General features: G+C 55.9%; 14 protein-coding genes. 10 read left to right on the top strand and 4 right to left on the bottom strand.

Annotation, left to right across the window (positions count from 1 at the left end):
• The first annotated feature begins 7 nt into the window (after nt 1-7).
• The 3 genes from hydF (at nt 8) to rpoN (ending at nt 4,265) form a co-directional block, all read left to right on the top strand.
• On the top strand, nt 8-1,207 hold the full coding sequence (gene hydF / locus OCV58_RS02445; protein WP_154876838.1) for a [FeFe] hydrogenase H-cluster maturation GTPase HydF: 1,200 nt from the start codon (nt 8-10) through the stop codon (nt 1,205-1,207).
• A gap of 134 nt (nt 1,208-1,341) precedes the next feature.
• A complete protein-coding gene (locus OCV58_RS02440) occupies nt 1,342-2,931 on the top strand; it encodes a bifunctional metallophosphatase/5'-nucleotidase (RefSeq protein WP_154876837.1) in 1,590 nt (529 codons plus the stop codon).
• Nucleotides 2,932-2,981: 50 nt separating this feature from the next.
• Nucleotides 2,982-4,265 (top strand): RNA polymerase factor sigma-54, encoded by a 1,284-nt coding sequence (rpoN, locus tag OCV58_RS02435; protein ID WP_154876836.1) that lies wholly within the window; start codon nt 2,982-2,984, stop codon nt 4,263-4,265.
• Between the two features lie 77 nt (nt 4,266-4,342).
• Here the strand turns inward: rpoN and OCV58_RS02430 are convergent, their stop codons facing one another.
• The gene (locus OCV58_RS02430; RefSeq protein WP_267312758.1) at nt 4,343-5,626 is read right to left on the bottom strand and encodes an MFS transporter; all 1,284 of its coding nucleotides are present in this window, start codon (nt 5,624-5,626) and stop codon (nt 4,343-4,345) included.
• 226 nt (nt 5,627-5,852) lie between these two features.
• Here OCV58_RS02430 and OCV58_RS02425 point away from each other — a divergent pair, with 226 nt between their 5' ends.
• From OCV58_RS02425 to OCV58_RS02400, 6 genes are all read left to right on the top strand, one after another.
• A complete protein-coding gene (locus OCV58_RS02425; RefSeq protein ID WP_095629572.1) occupies nt 5,853-6,641 on the top strand; it encodes a DeoR/GlpR family DNA-binding transcription regulator in 789 nt (262 codons plus the stop codon).
• A gap of 3 nt (nt 6,642-6,644) precedes the next feature.
• The gene (locus tag OCV58_RS02420) at nt 6,645-7,967 is read left to right on the top strand and encodes an alkaline phosphatase family protein (RefSeq protein ID WP_154876894.1); all 1,323 of its coding nucleotides are present in this window, start codon (nt 6,645-6,647) and stop codon (nt 7,965-7,967) included.
• Between the two features lie 11 nt (nt 7,968-7,978).
• Nucleotides 7,979-9,340 carry an alanine/glycine:cation symporter family protein gene (locus OCV58_RS02415; RefSeq protein ID WP_154876835.1) on the top strand — a complete coding sequence of 454 codons (1,362 nt, stop codon included), beginning with the start codon at nt 7,979-7,981 and terminating at the stop codon, nt 9,338-9,340.
• Between the two features lie 5 nt (nt 9,341-9,345).
• A complete protein-coding gene (locus OCV58_RS02410) occupies nt 9,346-10,665 on the top strand; it encodes a D-serine ammonia-lyase (RefSeq protein ID WP_087478654.1) in 1,320 nt (439 codons plus the stop codon).
• Between the two features lies 1 nt (nt 10,666).
• A complete protein-coding gene (locus OCV58_RS02405) occupies nt 10,667-11,503 on the top strand; it encodes a Cof-type HAD-IIB family hydrolase (RefSeq protein WP_154876834.1) in 837 nt (278 codons plus the stop codon).
• Between the two features lie 123 nt (nt 11,504-11,626).
• A complete protein-coding gene (locus OCV58_RS02400; protein WP_154876833.1) occupies nt 11,627-12,400 on the top strand; it encodes an SDR family NAD(P)-dependent oxidoreductase in 774 nt (257 codons plus the stop codon).
• Nucleotides 12,401-12,402: 2 nt separating this feature from the next.
• Here the strand turns inward: OCV58_RS02400 and OCV58_RS02395 are convergent, their stop codons facing one another.
• Nucleotides 12,403-12,801, bottom strand: a complete 399-nt coding sequence (locus OCV58_RS02395) for a YbaN family protein (RefSeq protein ID WP_154876832.1) — start codon at nt 12,799-12,801, stop codon at nt 12,403-12,405.
• 104 nt (nt 12,802-12,905) lie between these two features.
• On the bottom strand, nt 12,906-14,192 hold the full coding sequence (locus OCV58_RS02390; RefSeq protein ID WP_154876831.1) for a Na+/H+ antiporter NhaC family protein: 1,287 nt from the start codon (nt 14,190-14,192) through the stop codon (nt 12,906-12,908).
• A 162-nt stretch (nt 14,193-14,354) separates the two neighbouring features.
• Here OCV58_RS02390 and OCV58_RS02385 point away from each other — a divergent pair, with 162 nt between their 5' ends.
• Nucleotides 14,355-14,945, top strand: a complete 591-nt coding sequence (locus tag OCV58_RS02385; RefSeq protein WP_154876830.1) for a phosphatase PAP2 family protein — start codon at nt 14,355-14,357, stop codon at nt 14,943-14,945.
• 147 nt (nt 14,946-15,092) lie between these two features.
• On the opposite strand, the gene OCV58_RS02380 is transcribed toward OCV58_RS02385, so the two are convergent.
• A complete protein-coding gene (locus OCV58_RS02380) occupies nt 15,093-17,180 on the bottom strand; it encodes an OPT family oligopeptide transporter (protein ID WP_154876829.1) in 2,088 nt (695 codons plus the stop codon).
• Nucleotides 17,181-17,402: the final 222 nt, after the last annotated feature.

Raw genomic sequence — 17,402 nt, 5'->3', positions numbered from 1 at the left:
AATCGCCATGTCTATGAATGATACGCCGTCAGGCGAACGGGTTCATATCGGTTTTTTCGGCCGCCGCAATGCTGGCAAGTCCAGCGTAGTCAACGCCGTGACAGGCCAGAATCTGGCCATCGTGTCTGATACGAAGGGCACGACGACGGACCCGGTCTACAAGGCCATGGAGCTGCTGCCCCTGGGGCCGGTCATGATCATCGACACGCCGGGCTTCGACGATGAAGGCGCCCTGGGGGAAATGCGCGTTCAGCGGACGAAGCAGGTCCTTAACAAGACGGACATTGCCGTCCTCGTCGTCGACGGGACAGAAGGCCTGAAGGGCTGCGACGAAGAGCTGCTGGCCTTATTTAAGGAAAAGAACATACCCTATATTACGGTGTACAATAAAAAAGATCTGCTGGAAGCATGCCCGCCGGCCGGAGACCATGATATATACGTCAGCGCCGTCACCAAGGACGGCATCTTTGAATTAAAAGAACAGATGGCCCGCCTGAAGCCCGTCGGCGAGGACACGCCGATAATCGGCGACTTGCTGACGGCTGGGGACTTCGTCGTCCTCGTCGTGCCGATCGACACGGCAGCTCCGAAGGGGCGGCTCATCCTGCCGCAGCAGCAGACCATCCGGGAAATCCTCGACGCTAACTGTACGGCCGTCGTCGTTAAGGAAAACGCCCTGGCGAAGACGCTGGAAGAACTGGGCAAGGCTCCACGCATGGTCGTGACGGACAGCCAGGTCTTCGGCGAAGTCGCCGCCGTCGTGCCGGACGAAATGACGTTGACGTCCTTTTCCATCCTCATGGCCCGCCATAAGGGCTTTCTCCGGGACGCCGTGCGGGGCGTGACGGCCATCGAAGGATTGAAAGACGGCGATACAGTTCTCGTTGCCGAAGGCTGCACACACCACCGCCAGTGCGATGACATCGGCACGGTGAAAATTCCCCGCTGGCTCAGGGCTCATACAGGAAAGGATATTTCCATTCAGACCTGCAGCGGCCGGGAATTTCCCGAAGACCTGTCTCCATATGCCTTAGTCATTCACTGCGGCGCCTGCATGCTCAACGAGCGGGAAGTGCAGTGGCGCATGAAGTTCGCCGGCCGGCAAGGCGTGCCGATGACTAACTACGGCATTGCCATCGCCTACATGAAAGGCATCTTAAAACGAGCCCTGGGGCCCTTCCACGATTTGGCAGCCTTGGTGAAATAAAGCATAAAAATCCCGAGAGTTCATTGCGAGCTTCCGGGATTTTTTGTGCGTTCTCTTAGCTGGCCTTGCTGCTATAGGGGAACGGCGGCGTATATGCTATAATAAAGACAAATTTTGAGAAATGGAGCGCATATATGAGAAAAATTTTTTGGTTAGTCCTGATCCTGACGATAGCGGCCTTCCAGCTTGTCGGGGCGGCGGATTTTTCCCATCTCGTCGTCATCCATACCAACGATACCCACGGCTACGACCAGAAGGCCGACGGCGTATACGGCATGGCGGCCGTAGCGGCGCTGAAGCAGGAGTACGAAGCGAAGGGCAAGGACGTGCTTCTCGTCGACGCCGGCGACGCTATTCAAGACCATAATTTAGTCAATCTCAGTCAAGGCGCGACGGCCATCGCCTTTATGAACGCCGCAGGCTACGACGCCATGACCTTGGGAAATCACGAATTCGACTACGGCCAGGACGTGACCCTCGAACGGGCTGCGGAAGCGGACTTTCCCTTTCTTTCCTGCAATATCCTCGTCGACGCGATGGGAAAGACCTTCGTTCAACCTTATACGATCGTTGAAAAAGGCGGCGTGACCATCGGCATCGTCGGCATCACGACGCCCGAAACGGCAGGGGCGACGAATCCGAAGAACGTATACGGCCTGACCTTTTTGGACGGACAGGACTTATACGACGCCGTGCAGTCCAGCGTAGACTATCTGCGCGGCGCCGGCTGCGACCTCGTCGTGGCCCTGGGCCATCTGGGCAGCGAGCCGATCAGCGAGGGCCATCGGTCCGATGACATCCTGCGCCGCGTGCAGGGAATCGACCTCTTTATCGACGGTCATGACCATCGTGTGAAAAACTACCGTGTCGACGGGGTGCTGCTGGCGTCGGCAGGCAGCCATTTAGCCAACATCGGCGTCGTTTCCTATGAAGGCGGGCAGTGGCATGAACAAAATCTTCCCTATGGTGTCTTTGAGAAAGAAAATGAGGCTGTCAAAGCGTTAGTCGACGCAGCGGCAGAGGACGTTCAGGCTGAACTATCCAGACCTATCGGCACATCGGAGGTTATGCTGGACGGCAGCCGGCCTAAGGTGCGGATGGAAGAAACGAACTTAGGCGACTTTATCGCCGACGCCGTCTTGTGGCAAGCCCGCATGGCGACGGCCGCAGAAGGAACGAGTATCGACGGCGCTGTCGTAAATGGCGGCGGCCTGCGCGCTTCTATTCCGGCTGGAGTAGTCACGCAGGGAGGTATCCAAAGCGTGCTGCCATACCGAAATCAGGTGTGCGTCGTGACTATGACCGGCCAAACCTTGCTGGAAATCATGGAAGCGGCGACGGCGGCGGCTCCCTATCCGGCCGGAGCCTTCCCCCAGGTTTCGGGCATCGAAATGACGGTCCGTACGGATATTCCCTTCGCGAAGGGGCGGGTCTACGGAAATGGAAAATACTACAAGCCGGTAAAGCCCGGGCAGCGCGTGACGATTCACCGCGTCGGCGGTAAGGCCTTTTCTCCCGACGCGGTATATACGATAGCCACGTATGAATTCGTCAGTCGCGGCGGCGACGCCTACGGCGTCCTGGCTGAGCCGGGAAAGGCTGAGACGAAGTATGTCGGCTATACCGACGCCGAAGCCATCGTCCACTACATTCAGGACGAGCTGCAGGGGCGGATCGGGACGGAATACGCCGCGCCGCAGGGGCGGATGCAGCTGCGGCCTTAACCAGATTTGCAGCGCGCTTATAGAGAACGTATCGATGCGAGAGGATGAGTATGGCAAAAATCGCGTTAACCTTAGAGCAGAAAATTAAATTATCCCAGATGCAGCGCCTGACCATTCAGATGATGACCCTGCGGGGACAGGATTTGGTGGAATTTCTTTACGAAAAGGTGACGGAAAATCCCCTGCTGGATATTCGCTATCCTGACGTGCGGCCTAGATCTGGCGGAGGTATGGAAAAGCCTATCGACAATATCCGCAGCGGCGGCGACTCGCTGGAGGAAAAGCTCATGAAAGAGCTCCGCGTCCAGTCCGTTTCCAAAAAGGTGATGCTGGCTGCCGGGCTGGTCATTCAGTCCCTCGACGAGAAAGGCTTTTTCGCCGCCGCTTTGGAAGATATCGGCGTCGATTACGGCTTGTCTGTCGCCGATATGGAAGCGGGGCTGCGGCTGGTCCAGACCTTCGATCCGCCGGGCGTCGGCGCACGGACAATACAGGAAGCGCTGCTGATTCAGACGCGCCGCCGGAAGGACGCGCCGGCAGGGGCAGAGGAATTGCTGATGAATCACTACGACGACTTCATCCGCGGCCATTGGAAGCGGCTGGAAGAACGCATGGGCTTGTCGCCGGAAGGGCTGGGACGAATCCGCCGTTTTTTGAAGAAGCTGGCCCTGCAGCCGGCCGCGCCGGCCGACGAGCGGACGGAATTCGTGCGGGCTGATATAGAAATCCTCTGCGATGAAGAGGGACATCTGACGGTGCGGTCTCTGGAAGACCTGCCGGATGTATTTTTCCGCGACGATTTGTATACGGCTTATGGTAAGGACGGCGATAAGGCGACGCAGGATTTTATCCGCAAGGCCAAGCGGCAGTTTTTGGATTTACAGACAGCCCTGGCGTACCGCCGCCAGTCAATTTTTACAGTCGTGGAGCATATAGTAAAGGAACAGGGCGAACATTTCCTCCATGGCGGCAGCCTGCGTCCTTTGACTCAAAAAGACATCGCTGCGGCGACAGGGCTCAGCGCGGCGACGGTGAGCCGCGTCTGCCGCGACCGCTACGCCTTGTTTCGCGGCCGCATCTATCCAATTCAGTCTTTTTTGGCCCACCATTACCGCTGCGATAGGGAGCGGGACGGCAGTATTTCCGACAAGGCTATCATGGAGAAGATGGCGCGGCTCATTGCGGAAGAAGACTGCCGGCGTCCCTGGTCTGATCAGGATTTAGCCGATTACTTCAGCCAGCAGTCCGTGCACGTGGCACGGCGGACGATTACGAAATTTCGATTTAAAATGAATATCCCCAACAGCCGCATGCGAAGGAGAATGAAGGCATAATCTTCGCCATGCATGTAAAAAACAGCCGCCGCATATCATCGTATTTGATATGCGGCGGCTGTTTTGTCATATATCGATTATTTTGTAATGGGATGGATACGTTTGACAATATACGTGCTCAGGAGAATGCCCAGCAATGCGAAGACTGCCATGACCGTAAAGACAATTTGGTAGCCGGCGATGCCTGCATGGGAGTCTAAGACGGAGCCGTATACGGCATACATGAATGCGCCGGGGAGGTACCCGACGAAGGAGGCCATGGACATGGCCGAGCCGGTAATTTCGCGGGGGACGTTGACTTCGTCCATCGGGGCGAAGAAGACGGCGCGCATGCTGTAGACGCAGGCGCTGATGACCAGGGAAATGACGATGCCGGCCCAGATGCCGAGAGCTTCGTGGGGGAGATAGGCGAAGGCGGCGAGGATGACGCCTGTAACGAGGAAGCCGACCCGCAGGTATTTCGTCGGGGAATGAAGGACCTTGTCGGAAATCAAGCCGCCGATGGGGCCACCGACCATTTTCAGGCCGTATTGGTTGATGATGCCGTATACGCCGACGAGAGCTGCCGGAAGGGCATAGGCTTCATTCAGGAAGGGGATAAAGTACGTAATACCGCAATATACGCTGTAGACCAGGAAGATATTGCACGATACGAGCCAGATATTTTTGTTTTTTAACGCCTGTACGGCGCCTTTCCATGCCTGCTGGTTTTTGCTGACTGATTCGCTTTGCGCCGTCGTGTCTTGTTTGGCGTCGGGCTCTAATAAGAAGTACATGACGACGCCGATGACGCCGGGGACGGCGGCATAAAACAGGATTGCCGCGCGCAGCCCTTCGGCCGTGCTTCCCAGGGCGGAGAAAATCCCTAAGGCGCAGAAGGCGATCAGCGTGTCTACGAGGCCGCGGCCGGCTTCCATGATGCCGAACATGCGGCCCTGCTCTTCGCGGGTTCCCAGCAGGCGGACCGTTTTAAGCATCGTCGGCCAGTAGAGCATGTCGGCGCAGACTGCCAGCAGACAGTAAATGAGCAGGAAGGACGTGTACGACGGGAAGGTGGAAAGCCACACGCCGCAAAGGCAAATGCCAAGTAATGCCAAGGGAATCATTATCTTTTTCGACACCCGGTCGGTCAGGTAGATAGAGGCCAGGAAGCCGAAGGTGGAAATCAAGCCGGCGACGCTCATCGCCGCGCCGATCTGCGTGTGGGATAATCCCATGAAGTCCTGCATCGGTACGTAAAAGGCGTCTTTTAAGAAACCGAGCTTGTAAATCGTGCCGGCCCCCAGCACCAGAGTGCCGAAGGATATCCATTTTTTGTCTAAGCCTGCTTTCTTCGGGCGCATTGCCGCTTGTTCAGCCATTTCTGAATCACTCTCCGTATCAAGTAAGTATAGATAATCTTAAAAAGGTCGTTGTCGTGTCGAACAGATTTGACACCTTTAGTATATGTGTAAAAATGTGCAATGTCAAGTCAAAATATGCAAATATTTGGCAAAATAAAAAGACAAACTGTTGCAAATTGTGGCAAAACGTGTTAAGATACTATCAGAACAGATTTGGTGAACGCGGACAGAAGGAGAGATATATATGCTGTCTGAACAACGATATAAGATCATAATGGATTTGTTGGAACAAGAGCCGATTGTCAAAAACAACGCCTTGTGCAAGCTGATGTCGACGACGAGGGAAACGGTCCGGCGGGACTTGATGACCTTGGAAGAAAAGGGGCTGCTCAAGCGCATCCGCGGCGGCGCCATGAAGATTTCCAAAGGGGCCGCGCCGTCGGCGTACGAATCGTTTCACGAGCGCAAACAGAGCCAGGTGGTATATAAAGAACATATCGCCAAGGAAGCGGTGAAGCTGATTCAGGACGGCCAGGTCGTGGCCCTGGATTCGGGGACGACGGCCCTGCTGCTGGCAAGGGAGCTGAAAGGCCGGTTCCGGTCTTTGACCGTCGTGACGAATTCCCTGGCCATTACGAACGAGCTGGCCGGCGCGTCGGGCATAGAGCTCATCGTGACGGGCGGCGTATATAAAGAAGATGAAGAGGCTTTTTTATCTGATTTTGCCAGCCTGATATTTTCAAAAATCCACGTCGATATTTTCTTTTTGACTACCTGCGGCATTTCAGTAGAAGCAGGCGTTACGTATCAGCGAATGGACGAAATCCCGGTCCAGACCAAGATGATGAAGGCGGCGGACTGCACGATCGCCATCGTCGACAGCTCGAAGCTGGGCGTCAATTCCCTGGTGCGCATGTGCGGCATCGAAAGCATCGCCGCCCTGGTTACCGACGTCGGTATTTCTGCCGAGCAGAGGCGGCGTTTTGAAAAAGCCGGCGTACACGTCGTCGTAGCGCCGGAAAGGAGCGAATAAGTGATGAAGGAACATGTAGAACATACTAGAAAGCCCAGCGTTTTATTGGTGTCCGTCGACGCCTTAAAGCCGGAATTTCTCTTTGAACAGGAACGATTAGGCATTTCCCTTCCGTTTCTTACGTCGTATTTTCTGAAGGGCGGGCGCGTCGCGCCGAAGGGCATGAAAAGCGTCTTCCCGCCTTTTACCTATCCGTGTCACCAAAGCATGATTACGGGAACGAACCCCGTGACCCACGGCATCGTCAACAACGCCGTATTCGACCCGTCGTCGCGCCATAAGGGCGCGTGGCACTGGTTTGCCAACAAGCGGGTGACGACCCTTTGGGAAGCGGCCCACCAGGCTGGCTACGTCGTAGGCAGCGCGGCCTTTCCGACCTCCGTCGGCGCCAAGGGCGATTACGTCGCGCCGGAATTCTGGTGGGACGGCACGGAAATGGACAGCGCCTTTATCGACGCCGTGTCGAAGCCGCAGGGCCTGATTGCCGAAATGGAAGCAGATATCGGCCGCTACGCCGGCGGGTTGGATTTGTCCGACGACGGCGACGCCCAGCGGTATAAGGCTGCCGCGTGGCTGCTGCGGAACAAGCTGGGGCCCTGCCAGGCCGAAAAGCCCTTCTTCCTGACGGCGTATTTCGCCAGCTTCGACGAAAGCGCCCATCAGTTCGGCGTATACAGCGCGGAAGCGGCCCGCAGCCTGGAAAAGATCGACGCCATGGTCGGCATGCTGGTCCACGAGGCCGAAGCCGTTACGGGCGGCCGCCTCGTCGTCTGCGTCGTATCTGACCACGGCACGCTGGACAACACTCACACTGTCTATCCCAACGTATTGCTGCGCCAGGCCGGGCTGCTCGAATGCGACGACACGGGCTGCATTACCGATTGGAAGGCGTACAGCCAGCGAGCCGGCGGCATTTGTGAAATCCGTCTGGCCCATGAGGACGACGATGTGTCGCGCAAAATATTGGACGACGTGATGAGCGAGCTGGCGCGGGACGGGCAGAATGCCATTATGACTGTCCTGACCGGTGAAGAAGCGCGGGCCCGCGGCGGGTTCCCTGACGCCGATTACGTGCTGATTTCTCATAAAGGATACGAAATACGGGACGATGCAGACGGTGCGTTTATCCGTACCGAACTGACACAGAAGGCGCAGCATGGATATAATGAGGAATTTCCTGAAATGAGGGCTTCTTTCCTGCTGGCCGGCGAGGGTGTCGAAGGAGGCGTCGTCGACGATATGCGCCTCATCGATGTGGCGCCGACGCTGGCGGCCCTGATGGGGGCCGAGCTTCCTGATGCGGAAGGCCGAAACGTCTTGGCATAAGGAGAATAAACGTGGCAGATATAGAAATCTTTGTGAAGCAAGCTGCTGATTTGCTGTGGGGAGACTGGCTCCTGTGCGCTTTGCTGGGCCTGGGCCTGGTCTATACGATCATGACGGGCTGTATTCAGCTGCGGTTTCTCTGCTATATCCGGCGGGGACTGTTTCTGCGCGCCTCCCAGAAGGACAGCGCGGCGAAGAAGGGCTGCACGTCCGTCCAGTCGCTGTGCGCCTCCCTTGCCAGCTGCGTCGGCAGCGGCAACATCGTAGGCGTTTCGACGGCCATCTTGTACGGCGGCCCCGGCGCGTTGTTTTGGATGTGGGCGGCGGCTTTTCTGGGGATGGCTACGAAGTTCGGCGAAATCGTCATGGGCGTCCGCTATCACGGCGAAGACCGGCAGGGAAATATTACGGGCGGCTCTATGTACTATATTTCCCAAGGTTTGCGGTGGCGCAAAGCCGGCGCAGCCGTCGCCGTGTTCTTATTCATCCAAAACTGCGGCGCAACGCTGATCCAGTCCAATACGATTGCGCAGGTCATGAAAGAGGCCTTTTATTTGCCTGTCGGTGTGACGGCCCTGTTTGTGGCTGCGCTGATGTTCTTTATCATCAGCGGCGGATTTAAGCGGCTCATATACATTGCGCAGCGCATCGTGCCGTTTATGGCCGGATTGTATTTGGCGAGCGGCCTGGTCGTGTTCGTTGTGCATCTGGATGCCGTGCCGGCTATGTTTCAAGCTATCGTGTCCCACGCCTTTGCCTGGGAGGCCGGAGCCGGCGGCGTGCTGGGCTATACGATGAAAGAAGCCATGCGCTACGGTGTAGCCCGGGGCCTGTATTCCAACGAAGCTGGTGAGGGCACGGCTCCCGTTCTTCACTCGGCGGCTCAGGTAGACCATCCGGTTCGGCAGGGCTTCTATGGCATCATCGAAGTATTTGTCGACACCTTTTTAATCTGCAGCGCGACGGGCATCGTCGTATTGCTGACCGGCGCGGCACAGTTTCACGACAACGCCGCGACGCTGACGGCTGTAGCCTTTGATTCCGTCGTGCCCGGCATGCGGTATATCATGTATTTCAGCTTGATATTATTCGCCGGCACATCTATCATGAACCAGTGGTATTTCGGCCATGTCAGTCTTACGTTTTTGAAGAAAGAATCATGGGATTCCCTGTATCGGTATGCCTTTCCTGTCCTCATCGTCATCGGCAGCTTGGGAACGATACAGTTGGTCTGGTCCATTCAGGATATTGCGCTGGGATTGCTCATCATTCCCAATATCGTCGCGATGCTGTTTTTGTCGCCGGAAGTTCGGCGTCTTACGAAGGAATTCTTAGACCCGGCTAATGGGTATATTGCAAAAAGAGGAGAATAAACAACATGAACACAGATGTCAAGAAATATATAGAAACGGTGCCGGCTGTAGCGAAAGCCGCCAAATTGGAAGAAGTTTTCTGGATCAATCCGAAGAAGGAAGAACAGAAAAACTGGCATATTACGGCTGTGTCGCCTGAAGACATACAGGATGCGGCAGCCCGCCTCCAACGGTTTGCTCCTTATTTGGAAACGGTATTTCCCGAGCTCAAGGCCAGCGGCGGCATCATTGAATCGGAACTTCGGGATATTCCGAAGATGAAAGACTTTTTGAATCGCTCCTACGAAGCCGGCATTCAGGGAAACCTGCTTCTCAAGATGGACAGTGATTTGCCTATTTCCGGATCAGTCAAGGCCCGGGGCGGCATTTACGAGGTTCTGAAACACGCCGAAGAACTGGCAATAGAAGCGGGCAAGCTGAAAGAAACGGATAACTACGCCGTATTGGCGGAACCGGAATTTCGTCAATTTTTCAGTCAGTATACGGTGCAGGTCGGCAGTACAGGAAATTTAGGTATGAGCATCGGCATCATGAGCGCCCAGCTGGGCTTCCGCGTTATCGTTCACATGTCCGTCGACGCTAAGCAGTGGAAGAAAGATTTGCTCCGCAGCCGCGGCGTTACGGTCATCGAATATGAAGACAACTACTGCGCCGCCGTAGAACAAGGGCGGAAGAATTCCGATGCCGATCCCATGAGCTACTTCGTCGACGATGAAAACTCGAAGAACTTGTTCTTAGGCTACAGCGTGGCGGGCCGCCGTCTCCAAAAGCAGCTGGAAGCGATGCAGATTCCTGTAGATGCCGAGCATCCCTTGTTCGTCTATATTCCCTGCGGCATCGGCGGCGCTCCCGGCGGCGTCACCTACGGCCTGAAAGAAGTATACGGCGATAACGTTCACTGCTTCTTTACGGAACCGACTCATGCCTGCTGCATGATGCTGGGAATGGCGACGGGGCTTCACGACGGCATTTCCGTAGAAGATATCGGCATCGACGGCAAAACCGATGCTGACGGACTGGCTGTCGGCAGACCGTCGGCCTTCGTAGGCCGCGTCGTAGAACCGCTGCTGTCGGGCATTGCGACGATTCAGGATGGGACGCTGTACGATTTGATGCGGGGACTTCTCGATACGGAAGGCGTATTTATCGAGCCGAGCTCATGCGCTGCCTTTGCTGCCTTCCTTCAGTCGGATTCGCTGCAGGAATATGTCCGTCAGGCCGGCCTCGAAGCCGTTATGGGACAGGCGACGCACATCGCTTGGGCGACGGGCGGCAGCATGGTGCCGGAAGACGTCCGCCAGGCCTATATCAACACGGGGATATAACATGGCTGCAACGGGAGTACCGAACGTCCTCGTTCTGGATATAGACGGGACGACGGTGACATCGCAAAAATGCGTAGACCCAGATACGAAAGATGCCCTGCTTCAATTACAGAAGCAGGGCATCCGCCTTGTCCTGGCGTCGGGCCGGCCGCCTGAAGGCGTATATCCCATTGCCAGACAACTGCGTCTGCAGCAGTTCGGCGGATATATCGTGGCTTTTAATGGTTCGAAGGTCATAGAGTACAAGACGAAGCGCTGTTTGTACGAGCAATATCTGTCGAAGGAAACGCTGCGCTCCTTGTGGTATGACGCCCGCTGCTACGGCTTGGGCATCATGACGTACGGCAAGGGGAAAATCATTACGGCGTCTGAGCCGGACCCCTATGTCCGGGCTGAGTCGTCGTGGAGCCATATGCCTATCGTCCTTCACGAGGATTTTCTAAAGCACGCTCCTAAGACGATTTACCAGTGCCTGCTTACAGGAAAGCCGGAACAGCTCCAGGCCCTTAACCCGCTGCTGTCGAAATTGTACCTCGGCAAGGCGGAAGTATTCCATTCGGAACCGTCCTGTCTGGAAGTGACACCGTGCCGCGTCGACAAATCGCTGGGCCTTAAAAAGCTGTTCTGTCATTTGGATATCTCGCCGTCTCAGGTCGTGTGCTGCGGGGACAGCTACAACGACATCGGTATGCTGCGGTATGCCGGAGTCGGCGTGGCCATGGCCAACGCGCCGCAGGCCGTCAAGGAATTTGCCGATTACGTCACCTGCCGTTCCAACGACGAGCGCGGCATTGTAGAAGTCGTCCGCCAGTTTTTCCCCTCCGTATTGCCGGCATAATAAAATCCCCCTTCCCAGATCGAAAACGCAGTTGGGAGGGGGATTTTTATTGGGAGAAATCGATTGAAGAGACAGCGCCTGCACGCTACAATATACGTATCACAGCAGCGGGAGGCAGAAGACATGAGACAGAAGCACATTGCCATTATAACGGGCGCGTCCAGCGGATTAGGACGGGAACTGGCGGCATATCTTGATCGGAGCGGCGTCGATGAAATATGGGTAAACAGCCGGCGTGCCGAACGCTTGGAAACCCTTCGCCAAGGGATAAAAACGCCGATGCGGATCATTGCCGGAGACATCAGCGACGAGATGACGATAGGGGCCTTTCGGTCGGCTCTGGAAAAAGAGAACCCCGTCGTCGCCTATTACATATATGCCGCCGGGTTTGGAAAGATCGGTGCGGCCGGCAGCATTCCCTTATCTGAATTGCGGCAGATGATAGGAGTCAACGATACGGCGGCCGTGACGCTGACTGAAGTCTGCTTGCCGTATATGGCCGCAGGAAGCCGCGTGGCTTTCGTCTGCTCCGTCGCGGCCTTTCTGCCGATTCCCTATCTGAACGTATACGCCGGGACGAAGGCTTTTTTGTACCGCTATGGCCGGGCCCTGGCCGTTGAGCTTGCGCCGCGGCGCGTCGGCGTTACGGTCATATGCCCTTACTGGATTAAGGATACGGAATTCATCGCCGTCGCCAGACAATCGGAAGATCAGCCTTATTTCAAACGATTTCCCTTGGCGTCGTCGACGGCCTTCGTGGCGAAGGCTGCCTGGGACGATATTCAGCGGGGAAAGGCCGTATCGACGCCGGGCTGGGCTGCCAGTCTGATCCGCATCAGCGCGAAGGTGCTGCCGTCGGCCCTCGTCATGAAGATGAGCCGTATCTTATTTGGATGATCTTAGCTTTCTGTCTTTATGGCAAAGAGAAAATACAATACATGTATGCACCAAACCATGGCGACGACAAGGCTGGCTGGCCATGAAGCGTCCATGAGCCATACGGCGAAAGCCATCATCATAGTAACAGTACTCATGATTACAGCCTTTGTTTTTAATGGCATGGACTTCTTTTCTAGGAAATCTGCCAGATGCTTTTTGTACAAGTCCGATTGCTGAAACCAGCGATGCAGACGAGCTGACCCTTTGGCAAAACAAAAGAGCGTCAGCATATAAAAGGGAACCGTCGGCAGAATAGGAAGGAATATCCCAATAGTTCCTAACGCCAGAGACGCGAAGCCTAAGGCCAGCCAGCAGGCTTGAAAGATGCGGTGCCAAGGAGCGGCACGAAATGACGGCATGAGAAAATCACCCCATTCAACAGATAATAAAAATCAATTTTATCATATCGAAAGATGCGTATGCCGTCAAGAGAGAACCGTAATTGATTGTACAAGAGGCGTTATTATTTCGGGCGGCAGGTTATGAAGTTCCAAAGGGGAAGAAAATATAAGTAACAAGCCAGCGGAACCGAAGAAAGGGGTGCGTCGATAATCGCTAAAAAGGCCGAACAGGCAATAGACCAAGGGATGAGGGCGGAAATGACGATGACTGTGTTTTCCAGGTGAATAGCTAAGCGCTGCGGGTCGGGCTCGACAGACTGGCAAAGCTGGTGTGTCAGCATGGTAGCTAAGGTCTGGTTGCAGGAGACCATAGAGGTTGCGACGGATGTCGCAATGACGGCTCCGAAAGGCGTCGCGCGTCGGCTCAGGGCGGCCATATGCCCTTGGATGCCGCGGAGAAATCCCGTGCCGGAAAACATGCCGGCGTAACTGGATGAAATGCATATAATGGCGACGACATCGGTCATGGAAACAGCTCCGCCGCCAGACGCCAAGCGGGCCAGAGCCGGATCGGCAGGATGAAACCCTAAAAGGCAGACTGTCAGGACTTCGAGGGGAGTTAGTTGCTGCGTGCTTACGGCAATGACCGCAGCCGCCGCTGTACTGATGACCATGATAATCTTCACGTCGATGCGCCGGGCTGATAAGATGATGACCAGGGCAGCCGGTATGAGGGTAATCCACGACAGGGTAAAGGCCTGACGAAAGAGCCCGGCTGCGTCGTGATGGGCGCCGCCGTCTTGAAACAGCATTCCCATAGCTGTATATACGGCGCAGGTCAGAAGGCACGGGACGATGGAGGTCTTGACCATGAGACGGCAGTTGGTAAAGATATCGGTCTTCGTAATGGCGGCGACGAGAAGGGCGCTCGTCGACATGGGAGAACAGCGGTCGCCGAAATATGCGCCGGCCATGATGGCTCCACCGGAATACATCGGCGGGATATTCATGTTGTTGGCGATGGTCATGCAGATGACGCCGATGGTGGCCGCCGTGCCGAAGGACGTGCCGGTCAAGGCCGATACGAGGGCGCACAGCAGAAACGATGCCAGGAGAACGGCACTGCCGTCGCACCATTGGGACGCATGGTACACGATATATGGGATAGTGCCGCTGACGCGCCAGGCCGCCGTCAGCATGCCGACGAGAATCAAGGTGACGATGACGTTTTTGGCCGTTTTGACGCCTGAGACAGCCAGACGGGCCATTTCTGAAAAGGGATGTCCCGTTTTTACGCCGTAGCTGAAAAACAAGAGGAAGCCGGCCAGCAAGGCGAGAATCAACGATTTCCCTGACGCCAGGCAGGCGATGAGAGCGGCGGAAAAGGCGGCTAATATCCATAGTTCCATCGATGGGAACCTCCTTTGTCGTAAGTCTTGGTTATAGTGTAATCTTCTTTGTAGTGTATGGCAACGTTTCGCCGCGCCGTATCTTTTATGATGAATCTAGGCATACATTTGTATTTTTGATATACTGAGGCTGTAACGACGATTCGATAAGGGGGACGCGCCATGATTCGCTTTATATTTCTCTGCCTTGGCGGGCTGCTCGTATATCGCCGGGCTGTGCTGATGGCCTTTGCCTGGATTGCCCGCTTCGGCTACTTGGCCTACGTTTTGTACGGCCTTGTCGAGTGGTTCCGGCCCGGCCGCATGGCCGGCACCCTGTACCGCCGCCGGACTTTGTTGTACTGCCTGTTTTCCGTAGGGCTGGGCTCGGCCGCATCGTTTGTCATCGGGCGCATTTGGAGCCGTCCCCGTCCCTTTGTCCGCCATAGAGGGATATCTTCCCTCATTCCTCATAAGGAAAACGCGTCCTTTCCGAGCAATCACGCTATGAATTCCATGGCCGTAGCCCTCATGTTATTGAGCCGAAAGAACTGGATGGGCTTTCCCTTTTTAGCCGGCAGCGTCGTATTAGGCACTTCGCGCGTCGTCTGCCGCCTTCATTATGTCAGCGACGTGGTAGGCGGTTTTGCCATTGGTGCGGTCAGCGCCTGGGCTATTCGGCGCAGCGCCGCCGCTAAGGAGGCGGCGACGTACGTTCTCTGGCTGTACGACGGCCTCGCCGGGGCGATGGCCGCCTGGCGCAGAAGATGGTAACGGACGGCCGAATTTCAGCGATATGGCTGCGCTGCCGGACAGTCAGAAAAGAAAATTTTTATGCAAAAATCCCGTTCCCCCATGACAAGGCATGGCTGGAACGGGATTTCTTTTTTAATCTAATTTTAATTTTCGCCTAATCTAATTTTAATCTTTCTTTTCCGGTGTGAACTTCGTAGAAAGGATATGACCGACGAACAAGGCGATGGCGCCGATGAAGCATACGAGGCCGAGGATATCAGCCGTGCTCTTGAAGTCTTTGCCGACGAGGGCCAAGGGGTTTTCGCTGCCGCCGGAGGTGACGGAAACGACGATGAGCAGGGCGATGATGACGCCCATAAGGCTTTCGCCGACGATGAGGCCCGACGCGAAGAGTACGCCGCGGTGGCTGCAGGCTTCTACGTCTTCTTCTTCATGGCCCGGGCTGCGGAGCGCCGCTCTGGCCTTGAGGTGCTTATGTACGAAGTAGCCGATAACCGAGCCGATGACCAAGGGGATTTCCAAGGTCGGCGGCAGGTAGATGCCCATGCCTACGGCCAGCGGCGGCAGGGCCAGGGCTTTCGTGTTTTTCGTCAGCAAGAGGTCGATGATGATGACGACGATGCCGACGCCGATACCTAAGAGGATGTAATCCCAGTCGAGGCTGGAACTGAAAATCCCCTGGGCGATGGTCGTCATGAGGGTTGCCTGCGGAGCCGACAAGGCCTGGGACGGGTCCATGCTTTCGCGGGGCAGGGCGCCGGTGAAGCCGTAGGCCTGATAGAGCAGGTTCAGTACGGGAGCGATGGCGATGGCGCCGATGACCGAGCCCAGGATGAGGGCTACCTGCTGTTTCCACGGCGTAGCGCCTACGATATAGCCTGTCTTGAGGTCCTGCAGGTTGTCGTTGGAAATGGCGGCGATGCTGACGATGACGCTGGTGATGAAGATCGCCAGGGCTGTAGCGAATTTCGTGCCTTCTGCTGTTTCAAAGACGCCGAAGGACGTGCTCAGGGCGAAGACGACGAGGGACGATACGATGATGCCCAAAATGCCGATGCCGGAAATCGGGCTGGCTGAGGTGCCGATTAAGCCGGCCATGTAGCCGCAGGCAGCGGCGACGAAGAAGCCCATGAGGACGGCGACGATAATGCCGACGACGATGTAGGTAATCGTGACGGACATGGGAAGGCCTGCGGCGCCTACGAAGGAGTAGAACGTGATGAACAAGCCGACGAGGATGGCGATGAAGACGATGGCGATGGATTTCGGCGTCATGTCGATATCCGTGTGATGAAGGGCCTTCTTTTCCGCCGTGTCGTTGTCGCGAATCGCGCTGATGGACATCTTAATGCCGTCGATAACCGGTTTTGCCAGGCGGATCAGGGTCCATACGGCGGCAATGCCGATGCAGCCGGCGCCGATGAAGCGGACCTTCTGAGCCCAGATCTGGCTGGCGAAGTCGGCTGCAGCCTGGCCTTCAGCCGGCGTGATGACGCTGGTCAGATAGGGGACGAAGACGACCCATGCCAGGAGCGTGCCGACTAAGATGGCGATGCCGCTGGCAATGCCGATGAGGTAGCCCGCGCCGAGAAGGGCCATGGAAAAGCCCAGGGGCAGCTGTGTCGTCGCCGTCTTGCCGAGGGCGATCCAATAGCTGAATTCGGACGACAGGATGTGGAAGCCGTTGGCGCAGAGGCTGAACAAGCCGGCCAGCGCCGTGCCGGACACGATATCCTTCATGCCCGTTTCCTTCTTGCTCGTATCTTCGTGAGCTGCTTCGGCCTGGCGGATGTCGCTGCCGACCTTCAGGATTTCAGCGGCGGCCCGGCCTTCCGGATAGGGCAGGTCGCTGTTGACGACCATCGCCCGCCGCAACGGAATGGTAAACAGTACGCCTAAGGAACCGCCGCAGGCGCACAGGAGCAGCGTTTCCCAGAAGGGGAAGCCCTGCCAGTAGCCGAGCATGAGCAGGCCTGGCAGGATGAAGATGATGGCCGACAAGGTGCCGGCAGCGGAAGCCTGCGTCTGGACCATGTTGTTTTCCAGGATGTTGGAATGCTGGAACATGCGCAGGATTGCCATGGAAATAACGGCGGCCGGAATGGACGACGAGAACGTCAGGCCGACCTTTAACCCCAGATAGACGTTGGACGCCGTGAAGATAACCGTAATCAGCGCGCCGAGGAGCATGCCGCGGACGGTCAATTCAGGCAGGTTGGGGTAGTTTACCGTCATGTTTGGTTTTGAATCCATGATGGAAACCTCCTTCGAAGAGTATAGATAGATTTGACCATATATTATGACAATTCTTCACATACAGTATACTAGATTTTTATAGATTCGTCACATCGGCCCGGCAGGGGAATGATTCATTATATGTGGGAATAAATAGACGATTTTCGATGATTTTTATGCAACGTAAAACGATAAAGCAGGCGAAAATCTTGCGCATGCGTGGTATAATAAAAAGTAATG

Origin of the sequence: Megasphaera stantonii (assembly GCF_025567065.1) — a bacterium.
In the GTDB taxonomy this organism is placed as follows: domain Bacteria; phylum Bacillota; class Negativicutes; order Veillonellales; family Megasphaeraceae; genus Megasphaera; species Megasphaera stantonii.
Note: the sequence above shows the minus strand (reverse complement) of the source record. Positions and strands in the feature narration are given on the sequence as shown.

What these genes read in the sequence shown, in the direction of transcription:
- OCV58_RS02405 (WP_154876834.1), top strand. Translation starts at nt 10,667, where the DNA reads ATGGCTGCAACGGGAGTACCGAACGTCCTCGTTCTGGATATAGACGGG.
- OCV58_RS02425 (WP_095629572.1), top strand. Translation starts at nt 5,853, where the DNA reads ATGCTGTCTGAACAACGATATAAGATCATAATGGATTTGTTGGAACAA.
- OCV58_RS02410 (WP_087478654.1), top strand. Translation starts at nt 9,346, where the DNA reads ATGAACACAGATGTCAAGAAATATATAGAAACGGTGCCGGCTGTAGCG.
- OCV58_RS02440 (WP_154876837.1), top strand. Translation starts at nt 1,342, where the DNA reads ATGAGAAAAATTTTTTGGTTAGTCCTGATCCTGACGATAGCGGCCTTC.
- hydF (WP_154876838.1), top strand. Translation starts at nt 8, where the DNA reads ATGTCTATGAATGATACGCCGTCAGGCGAACGGGTTCATATCGGTTTT.
- OCV58_RS02395 (WP_154876832.1), bottom strand. Translation starts at nt 12,801, where the DNA reads ATGCCGTCATTTCGTGCCGCTCCTTGGCACCGCATCTTTCAAGCCTGC.
- OCV58_RS02400 (WP_154876833.1), top strand. Translation starts at nt 11,627, where the DNA reads ATGAGACAGAAGCACATTGCCATTATAACGGGCGCGTCCAGCGGATTA.
- OCV58_RS02380 (WP_154876829.1), bottom strand. Translation starts at nt 17,180, where the DNA reads ATGGATTCAAAACCAAACATGACGGTAAACTACCCCAACCTGCCTGAA.
- OCV58_RS02385 (WP_154876830.1), top strand. Translation starts at nt 14,355, where the DNA reads ATGATTCGCTTTATATTTCTCTGCCTTGGCGGGCTGCTCGTATATCGC.
- OCV58_RS02430 (WP_267312758.1), bottom strand. Translation starts at nt 5,626, where the DNA reads ATGGCTGAACAAGCGGCAATGCGCCCGAAGAAAGCAGGCTTAGACAAA.
- rpoN (WP_154876836.1), top strand. Translation starts at nt 2,982, where the DNA reads ATGGCAAAAATCGCGTTAACCTTAGAGCAGAAAATTAAATTATCCCAG.
- OCV58_RS02390 (WP_154876831.1), bottom strand. Translation starts at nt 14,192, where the DNA reads ATGGAACTATGGATATTAGCCGCCTTTTCCGCCGCTCTCATCGCCTGC.
- OCV58_RS02420 (WP_154876894.1), top strand. Translation starts at nt 6,645, where the DNA reads ATGAAGGAACATGTAGAACATACTAGAAAGCCCAGCGTTTTATTGGTG.